Raw genomic sequence first — 23,228 nt, forward strand, 5'->3', positions numbered from 1 at the left:
CTGTGCAGGAGCGACCCGTGCAGACGGGCTGGAGCGTGAAACCTTGAGCGGTCAGCCGCGCAGCGCGTGGGTGAGCGTGTCCACGACGCGTTGCTGCTGTTCGGGGGTGATCTGCGGGTAGAGCGGAAGCGACAGGATCCGGTCCGCCGTCTGCTCGGCGTGCGGGAAGTCGCCCCGGGTATGGCCGAGATGGCCGTACGCGGGCGTGAGGTGGACCGGGGCGGGGTAGTGCACCCCGGCGCCGATGCCCTCGGCGTTGAGCTTGCCGACGAGGTCGTCGCGGTCCGCGTCGGCGATCCTCACGACGTAGAGGTGCCAGACGTGGACGTTGCCGGCGTCGGTCGTGGGGAGCGCGATCCGGCCGGTGGCCGCCAGGTCGGCGAGGAGCGTGTCGTAGCGGGTGGCGGCCGCCCGGCGGGCCGCGTTGCCGTCCGCCAGCCGGGCCAGCTTGGCGCGCAGGACGACGGCCTGGAGACCGTCGAGCCGGCTGTTGAATCCGGGGACGTCGTGGCGGTACTTGGCGACGCCGCCGTGGTTGGCGATCGCGCGGATCAGGCCGGCCGCGTCCTCGTCGTCGGTCAGCACCGCGCCCGCGTCGCCGTAGGCGCCGAGGTTCTTGCCCGGGTAGAAGCTGGTGGCCGCGATGCCGCCGCTGCCCGGGGTGCGGCCGTCGCGGCTCGCGCCCTGGCACTGGGCGGCGTCCTCGACGATCCGTACCCGGTCCGGGAGTTGGCCGGCGAGGGCCGCGGTGTCGGCCATCTGTCCGTACAGGTGCACGGGCACCACCGCGCGGGTGGCCGGGCCGACCGCGTCCAGCGCGGCCTGCGGGTCGAGCAGGTAGCTGTCGGGCAGACAGTCCGCGAGGACCGGCCGTGCGCCGGTCCGGGCCACGGCACCGGCGGTGGCGATGAAGGTGTTGGCGGGGATGACGACCTCGTCGCCGGGCCCCACTCCGCTTGCGCGCAGGGCGAGTTCGAGGGCGTCGGTGCCGTTGGCGACGCCCACGCAGTGCTCGATCCGGCCGAAGTCGGCGTACTCGCGCTCGAATCGGCGGACTTCCTCGCCGCCGACGAAGGCGGTGTCGGCCAGGACCCGGTCGAAGCCGGCCCGTACCTCGTCGGCGACCTCTCGGTGGGCCGCCTTGAGGTCCACGAGCGGAATCTGGTTCATGTCAGCGGTCCCCCCACTGTTCGCGTCGCGAAGTCGTCCGATCGCGCCACGAGTCGGTCTGTGTGTGTCGCGAGTTCGTCGAGCGCGGGCGCCTCCGCCGCGCGCAGCCGTCGGGCCGGGCTCCCCACCCAGACCTCGCCCGGCGGTACGTCGCCGAGCACACTGCTCCCCATCCCGATCTGCGACCAGGCGCCGACCGTCGTGCCCTCCCGGACCAGGGCCCCGGAGCCCACATAGGCCCCGCGTTCCAGCCGCACCCCGCCGCCCAGGCGGACCCCGGAGGTGAGGGTGGCGTAGTCCTCGACCACGTCGTCATGGGTGAGGACCACCTGCGGCATCACCGCGACATGCGCGCCCACGCTCACGGCGGCGGTCAGCACGCAGTGCGCGAGCAGCACCGAGCCGGCGCCGATCCGCGAGGTCGCCGACACCGCCGCCGTCGGGTGGACCACGGTGGCGTAGCGGTCCACGGGCAGGGCGAGCCGGCGGACCAGGCGGGCGCGGGCGGCGTAGTCGCGGGGGTTGCCCACGCAGATCACCGCACGGGCCCCGGGCAGCTCGTGGACCAGGTCGCAGCCGCCGAGCACGGGCACGCCGTCCACGTCGGTGCCGTGCAGGGCGGGGTTGTCGTCGAGGTGGCCGAGCAGCTCGAACTCGCCCGCGTCGCGTACGGCCTGTGCGGTCTCCCGGGCGAAGCCGCCCGCGCCGATGACGACAAGTCCGGTCATCCGCGGGCCTGTTCGCGCAGTGCCGCGACGACCCGGTCCTGCTGGGCCTGCGTCATGGTGTGGAACAGCGGCAGGATCAGCGACTCGCGGGTGATCCGTTCGGTGACCGGCAGCGGCGCGCCGGGGTGGTCGGCGTAGGCGGGTTCGAGGTGCGAGGCCATGATTCCGCGCCGGGCCGAGACACCGGCCGCGGCGAGCGCGGCAAGGAGGTCGTCGCGGCCGACGGGGAAGTCCTCGTCCAGCAGCACCCAGTACGACTGGAAGTTGCTCTGCCCGTGCGCGGGATCGCACACGGGGGTGAGTCCGGGTATGTCGGTCAGCAACTCGTCGTAACGGGCGGCCAGTTCACGGCGGCGGGCGATCATCGCGTCGAGCTTGCCGAGCTGGACCAGGCCGATCGCGGCCTGGACGTCCGTCATCCGGTAGTTGAAGCCGACCTCCAGGTAGCTCTCCAGGACCGGCTTGTCGCTGGCGTGCCGCTGGGCCGCCGAGGCGTTCATGCCGTGCTCGCGCAGCCGGCGCAGTCGTGCCGCCCACTCGGCGTCGTCGGTGGTGACCATGCCGCCCTCGCCCGTGGTGACGAGCTTGCGGGGGTGGAAGGACCAGGCGGCGAGCAGCGCGCCGTGTCCCACGGGCTTGCCGCCGACGGTCGAGCCGATGGCGCAGGCCGCGTCCTCGACCAGCGGCAGGTCCCACTCGGCGCAGGCGGCCCGCAGGGCGTGCACATCGGCCGGTACGCCGCCCTGGTGGACGGCGAGGACGGCCTTGGTGCGCGGGGTGCGGACCGCGTCGACGGTGGCCGGGGTGAGGTTGCCGGTGGCGAGGTCCACGTCCGCGAAGACGGGCTCGGCGCCGACGTACCGTACGGCGTTGGCGGTGGCGATGAACGACAGCGAGGGCACCACGACCTCGTCGCCCGGTCCGAGTCCGAGGGCGACGAGCGCCAGGTGCAGGGCGGTGGTGCAGGAGCTGACCGCGACGGCGTGCTCGGCGCCGACCCGCTCGGCGAAGGCCCGCTCGAAGGCGGCGACCCGGGGCCCCTGGGCGACCCACCCGGACAGCACCGCCTCGGAGGCGGCCTGCGCCTCCTCCTCGCCGAGCCAGGGGATCATCACCGGAATGCGGTCGGTGCTCACTTGGCGGCCTCCCGCTCCGCGCGCCACCACGCCACGAGGTCCTTGAGCCCGGTCCGCAGGTCGATCTCCGCGGTGAACCCGAGCCGTTCGGCGGCCTGTGAGGTGTCCGCGAGTCGGCGCACCACCGAGTTCACCGAGCGGGCCGGTCCGTGCTCCGGCTCCAGACCTGAAGCGCCCATCGCCTCCAGGAGCCCGTCGGCGAGTTCGCGCAGCGAGGTCTCCGTGCCGCTGGCCACGTTGAACACCTCGTCGGTGACGTCCGACTCGGCGGCCAGCACATTGGCCCTGGCGATGTCGCGGACGTCGACGAAGTCCATGGTCTGGGTGCCGTCGCCGAGGATCAGCGGCGGCTCGCCCGCCTCGATGCGCTCCATCCAGCGGATGAGGACCTCGGTGTAGAGGCCGTGGATGTCCATCCGGGGGCCGTAGACGTTGAAGTAGCGCAGCGCCACGTAGTCCAGGCCGTACATGGCGTGGAAGCTGCGCAGCATGCCCTCGTTGAAGGCCTTCGCCGCGCCGTAGAACGTGTCGTTGTTGTACGCGTGGTGGCGCTCGGTCGTCGGGAAGGTCTCGGCCATGCCGTAGACGGACGCCGAGGACGAGGCGATCACCTTGGCGACGCCGGCCGCGGCCGCCGCCTCCAGGACGTTGAACGTGCCGTCGACCAGCACCTCGTTGGCGAGCCGTGGCTCCTCCGCGCACTGGGTGATGCGGATCGCGGCGAGGTGGAACACCAGGTCGGCGCCCTCGGTGACCTTCCGTACGGTGTCGACGTCCCGGACGTCGCCCTCGACGACCTGCACGACACCGCTGGGCAGGGCCCGCTCGAGGTTGGCCCGCCGTCCGCGTACGAAGTTGTCGAGTACGACGATCTCGCGGGCGCCGCCTTCGGCCAGCAGGTCGACGAGGTTGGAGCCGATCGTGCCCGCTCCCCCGGTGACCAGGATCTTCTTGCCACGTACGCTGCTCAACTGCTGTGCCCTCTCAGTGAATTGATCTCGCTCAACGCCCGGCACGCAGGCCGACGACCGCGCCCTTGAACTCGAGACTGCGGGACGCCGCCTCCAGGATGTCCAGCACCCTGAGGCCCGCCCGGCCGTCGGTCAGCGGCGGACGCCTCTCGCCGATCGCCGCGGCGAACTCGTCGACCATGCTGCGCAGCGCTTCCTTCTCGCCGATCGCGGGCGCGACCATGTCTCCGGAGCGGTACGAGATGAGCATCTCCCGGCGCTCGTCGGCGCCGATCTCCTGCGGTGCGGCCATGTCCACGCCCCGGTCGTAGACCGACACCCGCTGAAGGGGGTTGAGGTCGTCCCAGAGCAGGGTGCGCTTGGAGCCGCCGACCATGGTGGTCCGTACCTTGGTCGGGGACAGCCAGTTGACGTGCACGTGGGCGATGGCGCCGGTGTTGAGCGTCAGCGTCAGATAGGCGACGCAGGCCTGTCCGGCGCCGATCGGGTCGGCTCCGTGGGCGGCGACGGCGACCGGCTCGACACCGGCGGGGAGGATGAAGTCCAGGATGGACAGGTCGTGCGGGGCCAGGTCCCACAGGACGTCGATGTCCTTCTGGACGAGCCCGAGGTTGATCCGCACCGAGTCGACGAAGTGGATCTCGCCGAGTTCCCCGGAGTGGACCATGTCCCTGATCCGTGCCACGGCGGGCGTGTAGCAGTAGGTGTGGTCGCACATCAGGGTGAGCCCGCGCTCCTGTGCCTCGGCCACCAGGCGCTGCCCGTCGGCGTAGGTCGCGGCGAGGGGCTTCTCCACCAGGACATGCTTGCCGGCGCGCAGCGCGGCCAGGGCGATGTCGAGGTGGGTGCCGGCGGGCGTGGCCACGGCGACGGCGTCGACGGTGGGGTCGGCGAGGACGGCCGCGTAGTCCGCGGTGGGCTGCACCGTGGAGTAGCCGCCGAGGACCCGCTGGGCCCGCTGCACGTCGAGGTCGCACAGCCAGCGCAGCCGGAAGCGGTCGCTGGCCTGGAAGTTGCGGACGAGGTTGGGGCCCCAGTAGCCGGCCCCGACGACTGCGACTCCGAGCGGCTCCGCGGTCTCGGTCACTTGGTTCCTCTTCTTCCGGTCCATCAGTAGGCCCCCGTTCCGCGCACCACCGCGGATCCGGTGCGCGCCAGGATCGACAGGTCCAGGCCCATCGACCAGTTGTCCACGTATCCGAGATCGAGCCGGACCGCCTCGTCCCACGGCAGGTCGGAGCGGCCGCTCACCTGCCACAGCCCGGTGAGACCGGGCTTGACCAGCAGTCGGCGCTTGACCTCCGGCGGGTACTCCTCCACCTCCTCGGGCAGCGAGGGGCGGGGTCCGACGAGCGACATGTGGCCGCCGATCACATTGAGCAGCTGCGGCAGTTCGTCGAGCGAGGTGCGCCGCAGGAACGAGCCGACCCGGGTGATGCGCGGGTCTTCCTTCACCTTGAACAGCAGGCCGTCGCTGTTCTGGTTGAGGTGCTCCAACTCGGCCCGCAGGGACTCGGAGTCGGGTCGCATCGTGCGGAACTTCAGCATGGTGAAGTGGTCGCCGAAGCGGCCCACCCGCTGCTGTCTGAAGAGCGCGGGTCCGGAGCTGTCCAGCCGGACGATCAGGGCGATCACCAGCATCGGCACGGCGAGCAACAGCAGGAGCACCGCGGCGAGCGTGCGGTCCAGGAGTTCCTTGGGCAGCCGGGAGCTGCGGGAGAGGTTCGGCGCCTGGACCCGTACCAGCGGGACGCCGCTGGTGGGCCGGACGGCCAGCCGGGCGGCCGAGACGTCCGCCAGTACCGGGGCGAGCAGGAAGTCGACGCCCTGCACGGCCGCGGTCCAGGAGATCCGGCGCAGCACGGAGGCGTCGAACTCGGGTGCGGGCAGCGCGACCACGGTGCCGATCCCCAGGGCCCGGATGACGTCGTCCATGGTGTCGACGCCGCCGAGGACCGGCAGCCCCAGTCTGCGGATCTCCGCCGCGTTCTCCGGATCGCTCAGGCACACCCCGGCGGCCTGCAGTTCCTGTACGCCCGCCCGTCGCAGCACGGCGACGAGCTCCACGATGCCGCGCGAGGGCCCGACCAGGAGTGTCGCGCTGCGGCCCCGGTCCCGCGCCCAGCGTCGGTGCAGCCGGCGGCGCAGGAGGTAGCGGGCCGACAGGGCGATGACGGCGGCCGGCATCGCAGCCATGATCATGTCATGGAAGAGGCCCATGTCGTGGGTGAACGACCAGTGCGCGACCGCGGCCAGGGCCGGCAGCGCGACAGCGCCGCGGAGCACCCGTCGGTACTCCTCCGTCCCCAGCCCCAACGCGTTGCGGTCGTAGGACCGGTGGACGATCATCGCCACGATCCAGGTCGGGGGCAGCACCAGGGCCACCGCCCAGCGGCCGTACACCGCGTGGATCACAAAAGCCGCGGCTGCGGCTGCGAAGCCGTCCGCGACCAGCAGGACTATCCGGTACTTCTGCTCCCAAGGTCTTCGGCGGCCTTGTGGAGTTCTACGTTCCACATCCAGTTGCTCATGCGTGACCTCAATGGTCATGCGCCCCCCACCACGTGCACGGTTACCCCTGACCGGACACCGCTGCGCCCCCGACACAGCGGTAGATGAAAGAAAGAAGCCTCAGCGGTTCCCCAACCGCCTCATGTCCCCTGCATGTTGGCCAGTGCCTCGCGTTCCCCACCCAAACCGGTTCGGCGGCCCTCAATCTAGACCACCGAACACAGTCACGGGAACAGTTGGACGAAACACACATCGCATTAGTGACATCGACTGCATACTGCCCAGGTGACGAGCATCGTGATCCCGGCCCACAACGAAGCGCAAGTCATCGGCCGGCTACTCGATTCACTTCTGGCCGATTCCGAATCATGCGAGAACGAGACCGACATCGTGGTCGTTTGCAATGGCTGCACGGACGACACCGCGCAGGTCGCGGCCGCCCGCGGCCCACGCGTCCGGGTGGTCGAGACACCCACGCCCTCCAAGCACGCCGCGCTGCGGACGGGGGACGACCACGCGCGCGGCTTTCCGCGCGTCTACGTGGACGCCGACGTCGTGATCACGGGCGCCGACGTACGGGCCCTCACCGAGCCCTTGGACGACGGCACTTCGGGCGTCCTCGCCACCGCCCCCGAACGGCACATCCCGCTGGACGGCTGCGCCTGGCGGGTGCGCGCCTACTACCGGGTCTGGCAGCGACTGCCCGCCGTACGCGCGGGGTTGTTCGGCCGGGGCGTCATCGCGGTCTCCAAGGCCGGACATGCCCGGATCACCGCCCTGCCGCCGCTGATGGCGGACGACCTGGCGGCGTCCCTGGCGTTCGCTCCCGAGGAGCGGCGCGTGGTCGGCGCGGCCCGCGTGGTGGTCCATCCGCCGCGTACCTGGCCGGATTTGATCAAACGCCGGATCCGCGCCGCGGTCTCCACCGCCCAGGTCGAACAGCACCAGCGGCCGGACGAGGCCACGGCCCGCACGAGCAAGGCCGATCTCACCACCCTGCTGCGCCGGGAGCCGAGGCTGCTGGCGAGCGTCGTGGTCTTCGTCGCCGCGGCGGTCGTCGCCCGCCGCAAGGCCGCGAAGGCCGTCGAGGCACAGGACTTCGGCACCTGGCTGCGGGACGAGAGCAGCCGGCAGAACTGAACGCACCGCACCAGGAGTTCCGGACATGTACCTCACCGACCGCTCCGCGCCCGCCGGGGCGGAGACCGAGCGGGACCGAAGACACGGCCCGCGGCCCAAGGTCGCCCCGGTCGTCCTCGTACTGGGCACGGTCAGCCTGATCACCGACATCTCCTCGGAGATGGTCACCGCCGTCCTGCCGCTCTACCTCGTCACCACCCTCGGCTTCAGCCCGCTCGGCTTCGGCGCCCTCGACGGCGTCTACAACGGTGTCAGCGCGCTGGTGCAGCTCACCGGCGGCCACCTCGCCGACCGGGTACGCAACCACAAGCTGATCGCCGGGCTCGGCTACGGCCTGTCGGCCCTGTGCAAACCGCTGCTCCTGCTCGCGGGCAGCATCGGCGCCCTCGGTACCGTCCTCGCCCTGGACCGCACCGGGAAGGGGCTGCGCACCGCCCCGCGCGACGCGATGATCTCCCTGTCGACGCCGACCGAGCGCCAGGGTCGCGCCTTCGGCATCCACCGGGCCATGGACACCACCGGCGCGATGCTCGGCCCGCTCGCGGCGTTCCTCATCCTGAGCGTGGCGGCCGACGGCTACGACGCCGTCTTCGGTGTCAGCGCGTGCGTGGCGGTCCTCGGCGTGGTGGTGCTGGTGCTGTTCGTGCCCGGCCGGCGGCGGGGCGCGGCACCGGAGTCCGGCGGGGAGCCGACGGCCGAGGCGCCCGAAACCGGAGCACCGGGCGGCAGGCCTCCCGTACGCATACGCGAGGCGCTGGCCCTTCTGCGCCTGCCCCGGCTGCGGGCTCTCGCGGGCTGCGCCGCCCTGCTGGGCCTGACCACCGTCAGCGACGCGTTCGTCTACCTGCTCCTGCAACGGCGCGCGAGCCTCGACGAAGGCCTGTTCCCGCTGCTGCCGCTGGGCACCGCCGTGGTCTTCCTGCTGCTGGCCGTACCGCTCGGCGCACTGGCCGACCGGATCGGACGGCACACCGTCTTCCTCGCCGGGCACGCCGCGCTGCTCACCGCCTACGGCCTCCTGCTGTGGGCCCCGGCCACCCCGGCCCTGCCCTTCGCCGTCCTCGCCCTGCACGGCCTCTTCTACGCCGCCACCGACGGGGTGCTGCCCGCCGCCCTGTCCGCCACGGTGCCCGAACACCTGCGCGCCAGCGGCCTCGCCATCGTCGGCACCAGCCAGGCGCTGGCCCGGTTCTGCTGCTCGCTGGCCTTCGGCGCCGCCTGGACTGTGTGGGGCGACGGCCCGGCACTGGCCGGCTCGGCGATCGGACTGCTGTGCTGCGCGGCCCTCGCGGGCCTGGTGCTGCGGCCGAGGGGCGAGACCCGATGAACCCGACAGAGACCAGGAACCAAGGGAAACAGATGACACCGCTCCGCCGCCGCCTGATCGTTCTCGTCACGGCGGTCCTGATCCTGGCCGGCGTGGCCACCGGCATGGTGCTGCACGCCGCCGACCGGGCCGACGAGAAGAACCGGCCGCAGGCGGGCGGACCCGCCGTCAGCGGGGGCAGGTTGACGCTCGGTCAGAAGGACCGGCTGATGTTCGTCAACGCGGCCGCCGGACCGCACCGCACGGCGGTCGCCTCGGTCCCGTCCACCGAGCCCAAGAGCGGACGGACCGCCTCGGACCTGAAGTGCGCGCGCTTCTACGCCGCCGCCGGCACCGGCGTCTGCCTCCAGTCCGACACCGGTGTCCTCAAGCAGAACAACCGTGCCCTGCTCCTGGACGCCGACCTGCGCACCCGGCACACCTACTCGCTCGCGGGCACCCCCAGCCGGGCCCGGGTCTCGCCCAGCGGCCGCTTCGTCGCCTGGACCGTCTTCGTCTCCGGAGAGTCCTACGCGTCCGCGTACTTCTCCACCCGGACCTCGGTCCTGGACACCCGCACCATGAAGCTGACGCCGAGCCTGGAGACGTTCTCCATCGTCAAGGACGGCAAGTCCTACCACGCCGCGGACATCAACTTCTGGGGCGTCACCTTCGCCAAGGACGACGACACCTTCTACGCCACCCTCAACACCGCCAACAAGACCTACCTGGTACGCGGTTCACTGTCCCGGCAGACGGTGACCACCCTGGCGGAGAACGTGGAGTGCCCCTCGCTCTCGCCCGACGAGACCCGGGTCGTCTTCAAGAAGCGGGTCCTGTCGAACACGGCCCTGTGGCGCGAGTACGTCCTCGATCTCAGGACGCTCAAGGAGACCCCGCTGGCCGAACGGCACAGCGTCGACGACCAGGCCACCTGGCTCGACGACGACACCGTCGCCTACGCCCTGCCCGCCGACGGCGAGGCCGACAGCAGCGACCTGTGGAGCGTGCCCGCGAACGGCACGGGCACGCCCCGTCTGCTCATCGCCGGCGCCTCGTCACCGGCGCCGCTGTAGACCCGGCGGCTCAGGCCCAGGCGGTCACCGGCACGAAGGAACTGTCCTGCCGGAAGAGGTCCGTGCCGGCCGAACGCTCCACCCTGAGCTGGTAGTTGTAGTGGCGCAGGTAGTACCCGGGGTAGTTGTACGACTCGAAGCGGATCGAGCCGCTCGTGGAGCCGGTGCGGGCGATGAACGTGGCGTCCTTGGCGAAGGTCGACGTGCCGTCGTTCGCGTCGAAGCGGGCGCGGAAGTCCCAGTGGCGCAGGTAGTTGCCGGAGGAGTCCCGGAACGAGTAACCATTGGAATCCGCTAGGCCCGCGACCACCGTGAAGGTCGACGCCGTCTTCTCGGCCGAGGTGCTGGAGCTGGTCACCACCGGCAGGTTGAGCAGCGCGGACTGCGACTGCCAGTAGCGGGTGGAGTAGTTGGCCGACTGGAAGGAGCGCGTGACGTTCTTGGCCAGGGTCGGACCGCCGGACACCGTCTCCTTGATGACCGTGAAGTGGCGGGCCGTACCGGAGACGACGGGCAGGGCCGCGGGGGCGGACCAGGTGGCGAAGGTGTCGTAGCTGTCGCTGTAGTAGTAGTTGCCGTCGCCGTAGCCGTCGAAGAACAGCCGCCAGGCACCGTTGTCGAGCTGCACCAGCGCCGGGCCCTCGCGGTAGCTGCCCCAGCCCGCCCAGTCGCCGGTCCTGGTGATGGTGTACGGGCCGGTGAGGCCGGCCGCGGTGCCGTACTCGATGTACTTGGTCGTCTCGTTCTTCGTGAACGCGTGGTAGGTCGAGCCGATCTTCACGATGAACGTGTCGATGTGGTTCGCGCCGATGCCCGACAGGGCGACCGGCGAACTCCACGCCGTCAGCCCGGAGTTCGTCGCCTTCAGCAGATAAGGCGTGAAGATCCACTCGTCGTTGGTGGTGGAGCAGGACACGATGACGTTGACGCTGCCGTCGCTGTCGACGAACCACTCCGGCGCCCAGGCCCGCGACAGGTTGGCGATCGGGACCGTGTAGTCGTACAGGAAGGTCCAGTTGACCCGGTCGGAGCTGCGGGCGAAGCCGATGGTGGTGCTGGCGTCCTGCCAGGTGTGGGTGGTGTAGGTGATGTAGTAGTAGCCGTTGGTGTGCTTGAAGATGCTGGCGTCGCGGATGCGGTTGCTGGGCGGGGTGTACGCGGAGGACTTCAGCAGCCGGAAGTCGAGGGCGTCGTCCGACTGGTAGACGTTGACCGTGCCGTCGTTGCTGTTGAGGAACGGCACGATCGTGTAGCGGGTCGCGGAGCCGCTGGGCGGGGCGGCGGCGTAGGCCGCGCCGGGGAGTTCGCCCAGCAGTACGGCCGAGGCGGGCAGGGCCGCCATCGCGCGCAGCAGGGTACGACGGGACGGCTTGGGGGGTCGTGTGGTCACGGGCGGCTCTCCCTCGGGCACAACGCGGCTCTCGCGTCCGAAATACCGAACTCAGTTCGGAAAGTCGATCAGAAGGTAGGGGTGGGGCTGAATCGCGTCAATGGTTTGCGCACGACCCGACGGGCCCTGTGGGAAAGCTGTGCCGAACACCCGGATCCGCGGCGGCCGAAAGCGTTCCGGGCAACCGCTTCCCGAGGTTACCGTTCGGTACACAACGCCTCGGAGGTGTCCGTATGACGCTCGACCGTGCCGCAGGCCTCGCGGAGTCCGCCCGTGCCCTGGCCGCCGGGGAGGTGACGTCCCGGGCGCTCGTGGAGCAGTCCCTGGCACGGATCGACGCGACGCAATCCACCCTCAACGCCTTCCGGGTGGTCCGGGCCGAACGGGCGCTCGCCGAGGCGGAGGCGGCCGACAAGGAGTTGGCCGCCGGGGTGCGCCGCCCGCTGCTCGGGGTGCCCGTGGCCGTCAAGGACGACATGGACGTGGCGGGCGAACCCACCGCGTTCGGCTGCCAGGGCGAGTTCCCGGCGGTGGCCCAGGACGGGGAAGCGGTACGGCGGTTGCGCGCGGCCGGAGCCGTCGTCGTCGGCAAGACCAACACCTGCGAGTTCGGGCAGTGGCCCTTCACCGAGGGGCCCGCCTTCGGCGCGACCCGCAATCCGTGGAGCGCCGCGCACACCCCGGGCGGCTCGTCGGGAGGCTCGGCGGCCGCCGTCGCCGCCGGGCTGGTATCGGCCGCGCTCGGCTCCGACGGCGCCGGATCGGTGCGCATCCCCGCGTCCTGGACCCACCTCATCGGCATCAAGCCCCAGCGCGGCCGCATCTCCACCTGGCCGCGCGGCGAGTCCTTCCAGGGCATCACCGTCAACGGCACGCTGGCCCGTACGGTCGCCGACGCGGCCCTGCTGCTGGACGCGGCGAGCGGCAACCACGCCCTCGACCCGCACCGGCCGCCCGCCGTCGACGCCTGCGAGGCCGTCGGACGCGACCCCGGCCGGCTGCGCATCGCGCTCGCCCTGAAACCGCCGTTCACCGCGCTGCCCGCCCGGCTCCAGCCCGAGGTACGGGCGAAGGTCGTCGAACTCGCCGAGAAACTGGCCGCGTTGGGGCACACCGTCGAGGAGGCCGACCCGCCCTACGGACAGATCGGGCTCACCTTCATCCCGCGCGCCACGGTCGGGCTCGCCGAGCGGGTCGGCGAGGCACCCTTCCCGGCACTGCTCGACCGGCGCACCCGGGACGCCGCCCGGCTGGGTCGCCTGCTCGGCGGGGTGCCGCTGCGGGCGGCGCGGCGCGCGGAGGCGGTCCTGCACCGCCGTATCGGCGCCTTCTTCACGTCGTACGACGTCGTCCTCGCCCCGACCACGGCCGCTCCCCCGCCGCGTATCGGCGCGCTGTTGAGCCTCGGCGGGCTGGCCACCGACCGGGCCATGATCGCGGCCTGTCCCTACGCCTGGCCGTGGAACGTACTGGGCTGGCCCGGCGTCAACGTGCCTGCCGGACTGGTCGGCGAAGGGCTGCCCGTCGGGGCGCAGTTGCTCGGTCCGGCGAACAGCGAGCCGCTGCTTCTGTCGCTGGCCGCGCAGCTGGAGGCGGAGCTGCGTTGGCACGAGGCGTGGCCGCCCGTGCCGCACATCGCGACGGACTCCCCGGCCGCGTAACGGCGTTCGCCCCTTACCCTGTGACCATGGACGATGCGTCGATGGTCGGGCTCATGGGACGGGTCACCGGAACGGTCGGACCCGGGCTCGTCGGCGAGGTGATCGTCCGGGTGCGCGGCGGCGCCGAGCACTTCCTCGCCTACCCGGCCACCGGCACCGACCGCATCGAGCGCGGCACGGTGGTGATGGTGGTGGAGTACCAGGCCCCAAGGACGGTCTACGTCCAGTCGGCGTACGACAGTTGAGCATGCTTCGTCGCAGGTGAGAGCCGTCTGCGTCAAGGTTGTGACAAGGATCGGCAAGAGCCTGTACCCGGGCGTCGCCGAGGCGCACACTCCCTTCGTTCGGTGCCGAAAGGGCACCATCCAAAGGGGGCGAATGCCGATGGTCATCGGCGTCGTTGCGGGGATCGCCGTAGTCGCGTTTCTCGCGTTGATCGGTGTGTTCAAGATGATGTGGCGGGTGGCCGAGCCCAATGAGGCGCTCATCATCTCCGGTTCCAAGCACCGGACCGAGGGCCTCGAGGAGGGCATGGGTTTTCGGATCGTCACGGGGCGCGGCACGCTGGTGCTGCCCGGCGTGCAGGCGGTGCGCAAGCTCTCCCTCGACCTCAACGAGACCGAGCTGCACGTGGACTGCGTGACCCACCAGGGCATTCCGCTGAAGGTGCGGGGCGTGGTCATCTTCAAGGTGGGCGACGACTTCGTGTCGATCGCCAACGCGGGGCGGCGCTTCCTCGACCAGCAGAAGCTGATGTCGGAGCGGGTGCACAACGTCTTCGCCGGTCATCTGCGGTCCATCGTCGGCGGGTTGACCGTCGAGGACATGATCCGCGACCGGGAGAAGCTGACCGGGCAGACGCGGGCCGCGTGCGGTACGGAGATGGAGAAGCTGGGTCTGATCGTGGACTCGCTCCAGATCCACGAGATCGAGGACCCGACCGGCTACATCCAGAACCTGGCGATGCCGCACGCGGCCGCCGTCCAGCGGGACGCGCGGATCGCCCAGGCGGAGGCCAACCGGCTGGCCACCGAGGCCGAGCAGCAGTCGTTCGCGCGGATGGCCGAGGCGACGAGGGACAGCGAGATCCTCCAGGCCGGTTACCAGGCGGAGCGCGACAAGGCCGCCGCCAAGGCCCAGCAGGCCGGACCGCTCGCGGACGCGGCGGCCCGCCAGGAGGTCGTCGTGCAGATGACCCGGGTCGCCGAGCTCGAGGCGCAGCGGACCGAGCAGCAGCTCCAGGCCGACGTGCGCAAGCCCGCGGACGCGAGGGCGTACGAGAAGCGCACCCTCGCGGAGGCGGAGCGCGACGCCCGTATCTCGGCGGCGCAGGCCAAGGCGAAGGAGACGGAGCTGGCGGCGGCGGCCGAGGCGACCCGGGTGAAGACGGCCGCGGGCGCCGAGGCCGAGGCGACCAAGGCGCGCGGTACGGCGACGGCGGCCTCGACCCGGGCCACCGGTGAGGCCGAGGCCGCCGCGGCCCAGGCCAAGGGTCTGGCGGCGGCCGAGGCGACGAAGGCCAAGGGTCTCGCCGAGGCGGAGGCCATCAAAGCGCGGGCCGCCGCCCTCGCCGAGAACCAGGAGGCGGTGGTCGCGCAGCAACTCGCCGAGAACTGGCCGGAGATCGTCCAGGCGGGCGCGTCCGCCTTCGGCAACATCGACAACATGGTGGTGCTCAACGGCGCCGACGGCATGGCGGACATGTTCGCCAAGGCCCTCACCATGGGCGGTACCGGTCTGGGCCTGGCACGTCAGCTGCTGGCGTCCATGAACCAGAACGGTCAGGCCCCGGCGGGGACTTCGTCCCTCAACGGGCTCGCGACGCCGCCGCCGCAGAAGGTGCCGGTGGACGAGAAGTAGGCCCTGGTCCGAGCGTCACGGGGGCAGCCTCTAAGGTGCCCCCGTGACTGCGTTTACCGATGAGAACGTCCCCGGCCGCTCCGGCCCCACCGCAACCGTCGAGGCCGACGCCCGCGAGGTGGGCCGGGTGCGCACCGAGTACTCCCCCGCGCACGACGGCGACCCCGACCCCGGCGAGATCGTCTGGACCTGGGTGCCCTATGAGGAGAACGACGGGCGCGGCAAGGACCGGCCCGTGCTGGTCGTGGCCCGGGAGGCGGCCGGGACGTTCCTCGCCGTGCAGCTGTCGAGCAAGCGGCACGACGGCGACCGGGAGTGGGTCGCGATCGGCAGCGGCCCGTGGGACCGCACCGGACGGGACTCCTGGGTGGACGTCGACCGCATCCTGCGGCTCCACGAGGACGGCATGCGCCGGGAGGCCTGCGCCCTGGACCGGATGCGGTTCAACCTGGTCAGGCAGCGGCTGCACGAGCGCTACGGCTGGACCTGAGCGGTCTTACGCCGAGGCCTGGAAGGTCTTCTCGAAGGCGACCCGCACCACGTTCCCCGGTGTGCGGTCCAGCACCCCGAACACCACGTGCTCGAACGCCCCCGCGAACCGCCCGCCCGGCCCCAACAGCGCGTGAAAGGCACCCGCCACCTGCGCCGGGTCGTTCATGAACACCCCGCAGCCCCACGCACCGAGCACGAGCCGCCGGTAGCCCTCGGCGACCGCCACCTCCAGCACCCGCTCGGCGCGTACCGCCAGGGCGCGCGGCAGCTCGGCCGTGCGCTCCGGTGTCGTACGCCGTACGACACCCGCGTTGGGCGCGGCGGCGGTCAGGAAACCGGCGGTGTACGGCTCGTCCAGCAGCCGGCCGCGGTCGTCCCGGAAGACGGGCACGGCCGGTGAGTGGATGACACGGTCCGTGTAGAACGCGTCGCGGTGGGCCCGGTGGTGGTCGTAGAAGTCCCGGGCCTCGCGCACGCACGCGTGCAGCGCGGAGGCGCGGCACAGGGCCTCCTCCTGGGCCTGGGCGCCGTTGAGATAGCCGCCGCCCGGGTTGCGGGCCGAGGCGAAGTTCAAAACCGCCGGGACACCGCCGAGGCGGCGCGCGGCCTCCAGGCTGCTCTCCCCCGTGACCTCGACGAACGTGTCGGCGGGCACGAACTTGGGAACCGGCACGGGCTGCGGTCCGTACATCCGCGTACCGGCCCGCGCGGCCTCGGTCTGCGCCGCGACGGACACCTCGCGGCCGCCCGGGGAGCGGTAGAAGCCCGCCTCGACGATCTGTTCCGTCTCCGTCGCGATGCCCCGCAGGCGCGCGCTCATGGCGCCACCCCCGTGGGCGCCTCGATCGCGCGCCGTGCGCGCTCCCCCGTCGTGCTCATGTACGCATCGTGGGCGATGCTGGTCATGCGGTGCAACGGAGTTTCCGGGCCTCGAGAACACCCGGCGAACACACAGGAAACGGAGATCTTCGGCCCCGAATGCGGCGATGTGCACCCTTGTGCGATTCGCTTCGAGGGTTTTGGGTGGGACGAGCGATGCCGGTCCGGCCAACATCATCCGGGCCGGCGGCATGGTGGAATCTCAGGAGGATCCCGACATGTCCGATTCAGTAACCGACTGTGGCGACTGTACGGAGCCCCGCACCGCTCTGTCCGCCGCCGAGGTGGAGGCCCTGGTCAGGGGCATCTGCTTCAAGACCGGACCGCCCCGCACCGTCGGGGTCGAGGTGGAATGGCTCGTCCACGAGCTGCGCACACCGCAGCTCCCCGTCACACCCGAACGACTCGAAGCGGCCTACGCCGCACTGCGGACCGTGCCCCTGAGGTCGGCGCTCACCGTCGAGCCCGGCGGCCAGCTGGAACTGAGCTCGCCGCCCGCCGCCTCCCTGATGGAGTGCGTCGGCACCGTCTCCGCCGATCTGGACGCCGTCCGCGCCACGCTCGCCGAGCACGATCTCGGCCTCGTGGGCGTCGGCAACGACCCCTGGCACTCGCCCCGCCGCTATCTCCACGAGCCCCGCTACGACGCGATGGAGGCCTGCCTCGACCGCACGGGCCCGGCCGGCCGCGCCATGATGTGCACCTCCGCCTCCGTGCAGGTGTGCCTGGACGCCGGCCACGAGGAGCCAGGCCCGCTCGGACACGGGCGGCGCTGGTGGCTCTCGCACCAGCTGGGCCCGGTCCTGGTCGCCGCGTTCGCCAACTCCCCGCTCGTGGGCCGGGAGCCCACCGGCTGGGTCTCCACCCGGCAGTTGCTGTGGATGGAGATCGGCGCGGGCCGCGCGGGCGCTCCCCCGCTGGCCGGGGACCCGCGCGAGGCCTGGGCACGGCATGTGCTGGACGCCCCGGTGATGTGCATCCGCCAGGACGGCCGCGCCTGGGACGTGCCGGACGGCATGACCTTCCGCGAGTGGACGCGCACCGGAGCGCCCCGGCCGCCGACCCGCGAGGACCTCGACTACCACATCACCACGCTGTTCCCGCCGGTCAGACCGCGCGGCCACCTCGAGCTGCGCATGATCGACGCCCAGCCCGGCGACGACGGCTGGATCGTGCCGCTCGCCGTGACGACGGCCCTCTTCGACGACCCCGAGGCCGCCGAGACCGCCTACCGCGCGGTCAAGCCGCTGGCCGAGCGGTCCCAGGGGCAGCCCGCACCGCACAACCCGCTGTGGCTGGACGCGGCCCGCACCGGCCTCGCCGACCCCGAACTGCACGACGTGGCCGTCCAGTGCTTCACCGCCGCCCTGGACGCCCTGCCCCGGCTCGGCGCCACCGCCGAGGTCACGGGCGCCGTCGCGGCGTACCTGGAGCGCTACGTCCAAAAGGGCCGCTGCCCCGCCGACGATCTGCTGGACCAGCTGCACGGGAAGGACCTCCGCCCATGACCGACGACGCCGAGAAGACCGACGACGCCGAGACGCTCCGTATCCGGGCGCTGACCACCCTGACCACGGCCCGCGACCGCACCACGCTGCTGACCAGCTGCGTCGAGGACCCCGACCTGACCGCCCAGCACTCGCCGCTGATGTCCCCGCTGGTGTGGGACCTCGCGCACATCGGCAACCAGGAGGAGCTCTGGCTGCTGCGGGCGGTCGCCGGGCGGGAGGCGATGCGCCCCGAGATCGACGGCCTCTACGACGCCTTCGAGCACTCGCGCGCGGACCGGCCGAAGCTGCCGTTGCTGCCGCCCGCCGAGGCCCGCCACTACGCGGCGGAGGTGCGCGGCCGGGTCCTGGACCTGCTGGAGTCCACCGCCTTCCACGGCACCCGGCTCACGGAGGCCGGCTTCGCCTTCGGGATGATCGCCCAGCACGAACAGCAGCACGACGAGACGATGCTGATCACCCATCAGCTCCGCACGGGCCCCCAGGCCCTGACCGCCCCCGACCCGGACCCCGCGCCGCTGTACACCGGACCGTCCGAAGTCCTGGTCCCGGGCGGCCCGTTCACGATGGGCACCTCCACCGAGCCGTGGTCGTTGGACAACGAACGTCCGGCGCACCGGCGGGAGGTGGCGTCCTTCTACATCGACACGGCCCCGGTCACCAACGAGGCGTACCAGGAGTTCATCGAGGACGGCGGCTACTGGGTCGACCAGTGGTGGACACCGGCCGGCTGGGACCACATCCGGCAGCACGACATCGACGCCCCGCTGTTCTGGCGCCGGGACGGCGACCAGTGGCTGCGCCGCCGCTTCGGCGTCACCGAGGTCGTCCCGCCCGACGAGCCCGTGGTGCACGTCAGCTGGTACGAGGCCGACGCGTACGCCCGCTGGGCCCGGCGGCGGCTGCCCACCGAGGCCGAGTGGGAGAAGGCCGCCCGCCACGACCCCACCACTGACCGCTCGATGCGCTACCCGTGGGGCGACGCCGACCCGGCGCCCGAGCACGCCAACCTCGGCCAGCGGCACCTCCGTCCCGCCCCGGCGGGCAGCTACCCGGCGGGCGAATCACCGCTCGGCGTACGCCAGTTGATCGGCGACGTGTGGGAATGGACGTCCAGCGACTTCCTGCCGTACCCGGGCTTCGAGGCGTTCCCGTACAAGGAGTACTCGGAGGTGTTCTTCGGCCCCGAGTACAAGGTGCTGCGCGGCGGTTCGTTCGCCGTGGACGAGGTCGCCTGCCGGGGCACGTTCCGCAACTGGGACTACCCGATCCGGCGGCAGATCTTCTCCGGCTTCCGCACCGCCCGTTCCGCGGAGGGCGTCTGATGTGCCGTCACCTGGCGTATCTGGGCACGCCTGAGCCGCTCGGCACACTCCTCGTGGAGCCGCCGCACAGCCTGTACCGGCAGTCGTGGGCCCCCAGGCGCCAGCGGTACGGCACGGTCAACGCCGATGGTTTCGGGGTGGGTTGGTATGCCGAGGGCGACCCGGTACCGGCCCGCTACCGGCGCGCCGGTCCGATCTGGGCGGACCAGTCCTTCGCGGACCTGGCCCGGGTCGTGCGGTCGGGCGCGCTGCTGGCCGCGGTCCGGGACGCCACCCTGGCGGGCGCGGACGCCGAGGCCGCGGCGGCGCCGTACGCTTCGGGGCCGTGGCTGTTCAGCCACAACGGCGCCGTCAAGGGCTGGCCGAGATCCCTCGCCCCCCTCGTGGCGGACGTGCCCGCGGCGGACGTCCTGGCCATGGAGGCCCGTAACGACTCGGCGTTCGTCTGGGCCCTGGTCCTGGCCCGGCTGCGGGCCGGTGACGACGAGGGTCAGGCGTTGGCGGACACGGTCCTGGAGGTCGCCGAGGCGGCCCCCGGCTCCCGCCTCAACCTCCTGCTCACCAGCAGTGAGTCCATCACCGCGACCACCTGGGGCGACACCCTGTGGTACCTCACCTGCCCGCGCGGCACGGTGGTCGCCTCCGAGCCCTACGACGACGATCCGCACTGGCAGGAGGTCCCCGACCGCACGCTGCTCGCGGCGAGCGGCACGGACGTACTGCTGACGCCCCTCAAGGAACCGTCCATGGAACCACTGAAGGAGCCCCGCACGTGAGTCCGTTCCTTCTCACCCGCACCCTGCCCGAGGACGCCACCGAGGCCGCCCTGCGCGCCGACGTCCTGAGCGGGCTGACCCGCACCCCGAAGACCCTCCCGCCGAAGTGGTTCTACGACGCCCACGGCAGCGAACTCTTCGATCAGATCACCGAGTTGCCCGAGTACTACCCCACCCGCGCGGAACGGGAGATCCTCGTCGCGCGCGCCGCCGAGATCGCGGCGGCGACCGGGGCCCGCACGCTCGTCGAACTGGGCTCCGGCTCCTCGGAGAAGACCCGGTACGTCATCGACGCGCTCACCGCGCTGCACACGTACGTCCCCGTCGACGTCAGCGAGAGCGCCCTCACCCAGGCCGGACAGGCGCTGATCGAGGAGCGGCCGGGGCTGAACGTGCACGCCCTGATCGCCGACTTCACGGCCGCGCTCACCCTGCCCGAGACACCGGGTCCCCGGCTGGTGGCGTTCCTCGGCGGCACGATCGGCAACCTGCTGCCGGCCGAGCGGGCCGAGTTCTTCGCCTCGGTGCGCGCCCTGCTCTCTTCGGGTGACGCCCTGCTCCTCGGCACCGACCTCGTCAAGGACGAGAACGTGCTGGTCAGGGCGTACGACGACGCGGCCGGGGTGACGGCGACGTTCAACAAGAACGTCCTGACGGTCGTCGACCGGGAGCTGGGCGCCGACTTCGACCCCGGCGCCTTCGACCATGTGGCGCTGTGGGACGCGGAGAACGAGTGGATCGAGATGCGGCTGCGCTCCCGTACCGCGCAGACCGTGAAGATCCCCGCACTGGACCTCGCCGTGGACTTCGCGGCGGGCGAGGAGCTGCACACCGAGGTGTCGGCGAAGTTCCGGAAGGAGGGCGTGCGGACCGAACTGGCCGCCGCGGGGCTGGAGTTGTCCCACTGGTGGACGGACAGCGAGGGCCGGTTCGCGCTGTCGCTGAGCACAGTGCGATGACGTACGTCTCGCGCTCCGCCGCCACCTGGGGCACGGTGGACCCATGACGAATCACACCTATCGGGTGACCGAGATCGTCGGCACCTCGCCCGACGGCGTCGACCAGGCGATCCGCAACGGCGTCAGCCGTGCCTCCCAGACCCTGCGCAACCTCGACTGGTTCGAGGTGGTCCAGGTGCGGGGTCAGATCGAGGACGGACAGATCCAGCACTGGCAGGTGGGCCTGAAGGTCGGCTTCCGCCTGGACGAGTCCGACTAGAAAAAGCGACCGAGGGGCCGGCCCGAAGACCGCGGCCCCTCAGGTCCGCCCCTCCCGCTCCTGCGCGGTCTCCAGCGCTGCGGAGGGGGCGGTCCAGCGCGCCCGTACGACGGTGAAACCGGCCCGTTCGGCGTCCTCGCAGACGAGTTCGTCGTCGTCCACCAGCACCCGGATCTCGCGGGTGCGGGCGAGACGGCGGAGGATCTCCAGCTTGGTGCGCCGGGCGGGCCTGCGGTCGTTGTCGCGCCGCATGTGGACGTTCCCCTCGGGCAGCCCCTGCGCGGCGAGCCACTCCAGGGTGTCGCGGCGGCAGCGCTCGGGGCGGCCGGTGAGATAGACGACCTCGCACTCCTCCGCACTCTCGAGGACCAGGGCGATGCCCTGCGGGAGGGGCGGGTCCTCGGGGGCGGCGCCGAAGAATCCGTCCCAGTCGCGGGGTTTCCGCTCCAGGAAGCGCTGCCGGTGGGCCGTGTCGGCGAGGGTGTTGTCCAGGTCGAACACGGCGAGGGGGCGTTTTCTGCTGTCGGTCACACGGTCCACCCTAGAACCCGGCAACCTTCTCGCGCCCGGCACCGACTCCCCTGCGACATGGACGTGGGCGAAGGCGGGAGGCCTGATGCGGAACACGGCGATCTGGGCGGCGGTCGTGGGGGCGGCGACGGTGTCGGTACTGGGGCTGGCGGGTGAGGCGTCCGGCGCGCCGCGCACGCTGGTGGTGGCGACGAACGGCAGCGACTCGGCCGCCGGCACCCTGGCGCAGCCGCTGCGGACCGTCCAGAAGGCGGTGGACCTGGCGGCGCCGGGCGACATCATCGCCGTGCGCGGCGGCACCTACGCGCTCACCGACAACATCACGATCACCACCTCGGGCACGGCGTCCCAGCCCATCTCGCTCGGCGCCTACCAGGGCGAGCGGGTGGTGATCGACGGCGAGCAGCTTCCCGCGAGCCACACACCGGTCGGCGGGAGCATCCCGCGGGCCGAGCGCGGGGCGATCCACCAGGAGGCGTCGTACTGGCGGATCTCGGACCTGGAGATCGTGAACGGCCCGTACGGGATCTACTGCGACGGCTGCAACGGCAACGTCTTCGCGCGGCTGAAGACCCACGACAACTACGAGTCGGGCTTCCAGCTCCAGGGCGCCTCCGGCAACAACCAGATCCTGAACCTGGACAGTTGGGCCAACCGTGACCCGCGCAAGAACGGTGAGAGCGCGGACGGGCTCGCGATCAAGGAAGGCAGCGGCACGGGCAACGTCGTGCGCGGGGCTCGGCTGTGGAACAACGTCGACGACGGCTTCGACGCCTGGAAGTTCACCTCGCCGATCACCCTCGAGAACACGGTCGCGTACGGCAACGGCGTCAACCGCTGGAGCTTCCCGGACTTCGCGGGCGACGGCAACGGCTTCAAGCTCGGCGGCGGCAGCCCGGCCCCCGCGGTGGGCCACACCGTGCGCAACAGCGTCGCGTTCAAGAACGCGGCGCACGGCTTCACCGACAACGGCAACCCCGGCACCCTCGCCCTGAGCCGCGACACGACGTGGGCCAACGGCGGCACCGGCTTCGACGCGGACGTCTCCGGCGGGAAGGCCACGCTCAGCGCGAACCTCTCGATCGCCGACGCACGTGCCGCGGCCGTCGGGTCGGGGACGGTGGCGAGCGGCAACTCCTGGAATCTGGGCGGCACATGGAACGCCGCTTCGGTGCTGAGCACGGACCCGGCACCCCTGGCGGGCACGCGCGGCGCGGACGGCTCGCTCCCCTCGGCGCCGTCGTTCCTGGTGCCGCGCAGCGGGGTGGCCATCGGGGCCCGCTTCTGAGGCGGCGAAGAAGGCCTTAATTGTTAATGGGATCCATTTTCATGTAGCGTCCTCGGTGCTCGCCGTCCCACCGAGGAGGTCCCTGTCATGGCTGTCCCCAAGCGGAAGATGTCCCGCAGCAACACCCGTCACCGCCGCGCCCAGTGGAAGGCGACCACGCCCTCGCTCGTGCCCGTCACGATCGACGGCGTGCGTCACCTCGTACCGCAGAACCTGGTGAAGGCCTACGAGCGCGGCCTGCTGCGTCCCGAGGGCTGAGCCC

General features: G+C 71.7%; 23 protein-coding genes. 14 read left to right on the forward strand and 9 right to left on the reverse strand.

Annotated elements, in window-relative coordinates; all coding sequences use genetic code 11:
- Positions 1–51: 51 nt before the first annotated feature.
- The 6 genes from ABKA17_RS07570 to ABKA17_RS07595 are packed head-to-tail and all read right to left on the reverse strand — an operon-like array spanning position 52 to position 6,555.
- Positions 52–1,170, reverse strand: coding sequence for a DegT/DnrJ/EryC1/StrS family aminotransferase (locus ABKA17_RS07570; protein ID WP_353691105.1), 1,119 nt, complete (start codon positions 1,168–1,170; stop codon positions 52–54).
- Positions 1,167–1,898 (reverse strand): acetyltransferase, encoded by a 732-nt coding sequence (locus ABKA17_RS07575; protein ID WP_353691106.1) that lies wholly within the window; start codon positions 1,896–1,898, stop codon positions 1,167–1,169. The genes ABKA17_RS07570 and ABKA17_RS07575 overlap by 4 nt, the downstream gene beginning before the upstream one ends.
- Positions 1,895–3,034: a DegT/DnrJ/EryC1/StrS family aminotransferase gene (locus ABKA17_RS07580; protein WP_353691107.1), complete on the reverse strand. Its 1,140-nt coding sequence runs from the start codon at positions 3,032–3,034 to the stop codon at positions 1,895–1,897. The genes ABKA17_RS07575 and ABKA17_RS07580 overlap by 4 nt, the downstream gene beginning before the upstream one ends.
- The gene (locus ABKA17_RS07585; protein ID WP_353691108.1) at positions 3,031–4,005 is read right to left on the reverse strand and encodes an NAD-dependent epimerase/dehydratase family protein; all 975 of its coding nucleotides are present in this window, start codon (positions 4,003–4,005) and stop codon (positions 3,031–3,033) included. The genes ABKA17_RS07580 and ABKA17_RS07585 overlap by 4 nt, the downstream gene beginning before the upstream one ends.
- Before the next feature lie 31 nt (positions 4,006–4,036).
- Complete coding sequence (locus ABKA17_RS07590; protein ID WP_353691109.1) at positions 4,037–5,092, reverse strand: Gfo/Idh/MocA family protein; 1,056 nt, start codon at positions 5,090–5,092, stop codon at positions 4,037–4,039.
- 23 nt (positions 5,093–5,115) lie between these two features.
- Positions 5,116–6,555, reverse strand: coding sequence for an exopolysaccharide biosynthesis polyprenyl glycosylphosphotransferase (locus ABKA17_RS07595; RefSeq protein WP_353691110.1), 1,440 nt, complete (start codon positions 6,553–6,555; stop codon positions 5,116–5,118).
- 258 nt (positions 6,556–6,813) lie between these two features.
- On the opposite strand from ABKA17_RS07595, the gene ABKA17_RS07600 reads away from it, so the two are divergent.
- The 3 genes from ABKA17_RS07600 to ABKA17_RS07610 are packed head-to-tail and all read left to right on the forward strand — an operon-like array spanning position 6,814 to position 10,038.
- Complete coding sequence (locus tag ABKA17_RS07600) at positions 6,814–7,656, forward strand: glycosyltransferase family 2 protein (protein ID WP_353691605.1); 843 nt, start codon at positions 6,814–6,816, stop codon at positions 7,654–7,656.
- A gap of 25 nt (positions 7,657–7,681) precedes the next feature.
- Positions 7,682–8,983, forward strand: coding sequence for an MFS transporter (locus tag ABKA17_RS07605; protein ID WP_353691111.1), 1,302 nt, complete (start codon positions 7,682–7,684; stop codon positions 8,981–8,983).
- A gap of 32 nt (positions 8,984–9,015) precedes the next feature.
- Complete coding sequence (locus ABKA17_RS07610; RefSeq protein WP_353691112.1) at positions 9,016–10,038, forward strand: TolB-like translocation protein; 1,023 nt, start codon at positions 9,016–9,018, stop codon at positions 10,036–10,038.
- A 10-nt stretch (positions 10,039–10,048) separates the two neighbouring features.
- Here ABKA17_RS07610 and ABKA17_RS07615 read toward each other — a convergent pair whose 3' ends face one another.
- On the reverse strand, positions 10,049–11,428 hold the full coding sequence (locus tag ABKA17_RS07615) for a glycoside hydrolase family 43 protein (protein WP_353691113.1): 1,380 nt from the start codon (positions 11,426–11,428) through the stop codon (positions 10,049–10,051).
- A gap of 233 nt (positions 11,429–11,661) precedes the next feature.
- Between ABKA17_RS07615 and ABKA17_RS07620 the strand changes: the two genes are divergently transcribed.
- From ABKA17_RS07620 to ABKA17_RS07635, 4 genes are all read left to right on the forward strand, one after another.
- Positions 11,662–13,089: an amidase gene (locus tag ABKA17_RS07620; RefSeq protein WP_353691114.1), complete on the forward strand. Its 1,428-nt coding sequence runs from the start codon at positions 11,662–11,664 to the stop codon at positions 13,087–13,089.
- Between the two features lie 26 nt (positions 13,090–13,115).
- On the forward strand, positions 13,116–13,334 hold the full coding sequence (locus ABKA17_RS07625; RefSeq protein WP_353691115.1) for an NfeD C-terminal domain-containing protein: 219 nt from the start codon (positions 13,116–13,118) through the stop codon (positions 13,332–13,334).
- A gap of 133 nt (positions 13,335–13,467) precedes the next feature.
- Positions 13,468–14,949, forward strand: coding sequence for a flotillin family protein (locus ABKA17_RS07630; RefSeq protein ID WP_353691116.1), 1,482 nt, complete (start codon positions 13,468–13,470; stop codon positions 14,947–14,949).
- A gap of 43 nt (positions 14,950–14,992) precedes the next feature.
- Positions 14,993–15,439 carry a type II toxin-antitoxin system PemK/MazF family toxin gene (locus ABKA17_RS07635; protein ID WP_353691117.1) on the forward strand — a complete coding sequence of 149 codons (447 nt, stop codon included), beginning with the start codon at positions 14,993–14,995 and terminating at the stop codon, positions 15,437–15,439.
- 6 nt (positions 15,440–15,445) lie between these two features.
- Here the strand turns inward: ABKA17_RS07635 and ABKA17_RS07640 are convergent, their stop codons facing one another.
- Positions 15,446–16,261, reverse strand: a complete 816-nt coding sequence (locus tag ABKA17_RS07640; RefSeq protein ID WP_353691118.1) for a TIGR02452 family protein — start codon at positions 16,259–16,261, stop codon at positions 15,446–15,448.
- Positions 16,262–16,538: 277 nt separating this feature from the next.
- Here ABKA17_RS07640 and egtA point away from each other — a divergent pair, with 277 nt between their 5' ends.
- Genes egtA through ABKA17_RS07665 form a run of 5 tightly spaced genes read left to right on the forward strand, consistent with a single transcriptional unit; the run spans position 16,539 to position 21,147 of the window.
- Entirely contained in the window at positions 16,539–17,828 is a 1,290-nt protein-coding gene (gene egtA, locus ABKA17_RS07645; protein ID WP_353691119.1) for an ergothioneine biosynthesis glutamate--cysteine ligase EgtA, read from the forward strand.
- Positions 17,825–19,153 carry an ergothioneine biosynthesis protein EgtB gene (gene egtB / locus ABKA17_RS07650; RefSeq protein ID WP_353691120.1) on the forward strand — a complete coding sequence of 443 codons (1,329 nt, stop codon included), beginning with the start codon at positions 17,825–17,827 and terminating at the stop codon, positions 19,151–19,153. The genes egtA and egtB overlap by 4 nt, the downstream gene beginning before the upstream one ends.
- Positions 19,153–19,929, forward strand: a complete 777-nt coding sequence (egtC, locus tag ABKA17_RS07655; RefSeq protein ID WP_353691121.1) for an ergothioneine biosynthesis protein EgtC — start codon at positions 19,153–19,155, stop codon at positions 19,927–19,929. Before egtB ends, egtC begins: the two co-directional genes overlap by 1 nt.
- The gene (gene egtD / locus ABKA17_RS07660) at positions 19,926–20,888 is read left to right on the forward strand and encodes an L-histidine N(alpha)-methyltransferase (protein WP_353691122.1); all 963 of its coding nucleotides are present in this window, start codon (positions 19,926–19,928) and stop codon (positions 20,886–20,888) included. The genes egtC and egtD overlap by 4 nt, the downstream gene beginning before the upstream one ends.
- Positions 20,889–20,931: 43 nt before the next feature.
- Entirely contained in the window at positions 20,932–21,147 is a 216-nt protein-coding gene (locus ABKA17_RS07665) for a dodecin (RefSeq protein ID WP_353691123.1), read from the forward strand.
- Between the two features lie 39 nt (positions 21,148–21,186).
- Here ABKA17_RS07665 and ABKA17_RS07670 read toward each other — a convergent pair whose 3' ends face one another.
- Positions 21,187–21,678 (reverse strand): phosphatase domain-containing protein, encoded by a 492-nt coding sequence (locus ABKA17_RS07670; RefSeq protein ID WP_353691124.1) that lies wholly within the window; start codon positions 21,676–21,678, stop codon positions 21,187–21,189.
- A gap of 85 nt (positions 21,679–21,763) precedes the next feature.
- On the opposite strand from ABKA17_RS07670, the gene ABKA17_RS07675 reads away from it, so the two are divergent.
- The gene (locus tag ABKA17_RS07675) at positions 21,764–22,966 is read left to right on the forward strand and encodes a right-handed parallel beta-helix repeat-containing protein (protein WP_353691125.1); all 1,203 of its coding nucleotides are present in this window, start codon (positions 21,764–21,766) and stop codon (positions 22,964–22,966) included.
- Between the two features lie 87 nt (positions 22,967–23,053).
- Entirely contained in the window at positions 23,054–23,224 is a 171-nt protein-coding gene (gene rpmF / locus ABKA17_RS07680) for a 50S ribosomal protein L32 (RefSeq protein ID WP_353691126.1), read from the forward strand.
- Positions 23,225–23,228: the final 4 nt, after the last annotated feature.

Source organism: Streptomyces sp. RG80 (assembly GCF_040446465.1).
Taxonomy (GTDB): Bacteria; Actinomycetota; Actinomycetes; order Streptomycetales; family Streptomycetaceae; genus Streptomyces.

Bases quoted from the DNA above. Each gene is read 5' to 3' on its own strand.
- ABKA17_RS07570 (WP_353691105.1), bottom strand. From the start codon at position 1,170: ATGAACCAGATTCCGCTCGTGGACCTCAAGGCGGCCCACCGAGAGGTC.
- ABKA17_RS07575 (WP_353691106.1), bottom strand. From the start codon at position 1,898: ATGACCGGACTTGTCGTCATCGGCGCGGGCGGCTTCGCCCGGGAGACC.
- ABKA17_RS07595 (WP_353691110.1), bottom strand. From the start codon at position 6,555: ATGACCATTGAGGTCACGCATGAGCAACTGGATGTGGAACGTAGAACT.
- ABKA17_RS07605 (WP_353691111.1), top strand. From the start codon at position 7,682: ATGTACCTCACCGACCGCTCCGCGCCCGCCGGGGCGGAGACCGAGCGG.
- ABKA17_RS07610 (WP_353691112.1), top strand. From the start codon at position 9,016: ATGACACCGCTCCGCCGCCGCCTGATCGTTCTCGTCACGGCGGTCCTG.
- ABKA17_RS07620 (WP_353691114.1), top strand. From the start codon at position 11,662: ATGACGCTCGACCGTGCCGCAGGCCTCGCGGAGTCCGCCCGTGCCCTG.
- ABKA17_RS07625 (WP_353691115.1), top strand. From the start codon at position 13,116: ATGGACGATGCGTCGATGGTCGGGCTCATGGGACGGGTCACCGGAACG.
- ABKA17_RS07630 (WP_353691116.1), top strand. From the start codon at position 13,468: ATGCCGATGGTCATCGGCGTCGTTGCGGGGATCGCCGTAGTCGCGTTT.
- ABKA17_RS07640 (WP_353691118.1), bottom strand. From the start codon at position 16,261: ATGAGCGCGCGCCTGCGGGGCATCGCGACGGAGACGGAACAGATCGTC.
- egtA (WP_353691119.1), top strand. From the start codon at position 16,539: ATGTCCGATTCAGTAACCGACTGTGGCGACTGTACGGAGCCCCGCACC.
- egtB (WP_353691120.1), top strand. From the start codon at position 17,825: ATGACCGACGACGCCGAGAAGACCGACGACGCCGAGACGCTCCGTATC.
- egtC (WP_353691121.1), top strand. From the start codon at position 19,153: ATGTGCCGTCACCTGGCGTATCTGGGCACGCCTGAGCCGCTCGGCACA.
- ABKA17_RS07665 (WP_353691123.1), top strand. From the start codon at position 20,932: ATGACGAATCACACCTATCGGGTGACCGAGATCGTCGGCACCTCGCCC.
- ABKA17_RS07675 (WP_353691125.1), top strand. From the start codon at position 21,764: ATGCGGAACACGGCGATCTGGGCGGCGGTCGTGGGGGCGGCGACGGTG.
- rpmF (WP_353691126.1), top strand. From the start codon at position 23,054: ATGGCTGTCCCCAAGCGGAAGATGTCCCGCAGCAACACCCGTCACCGC.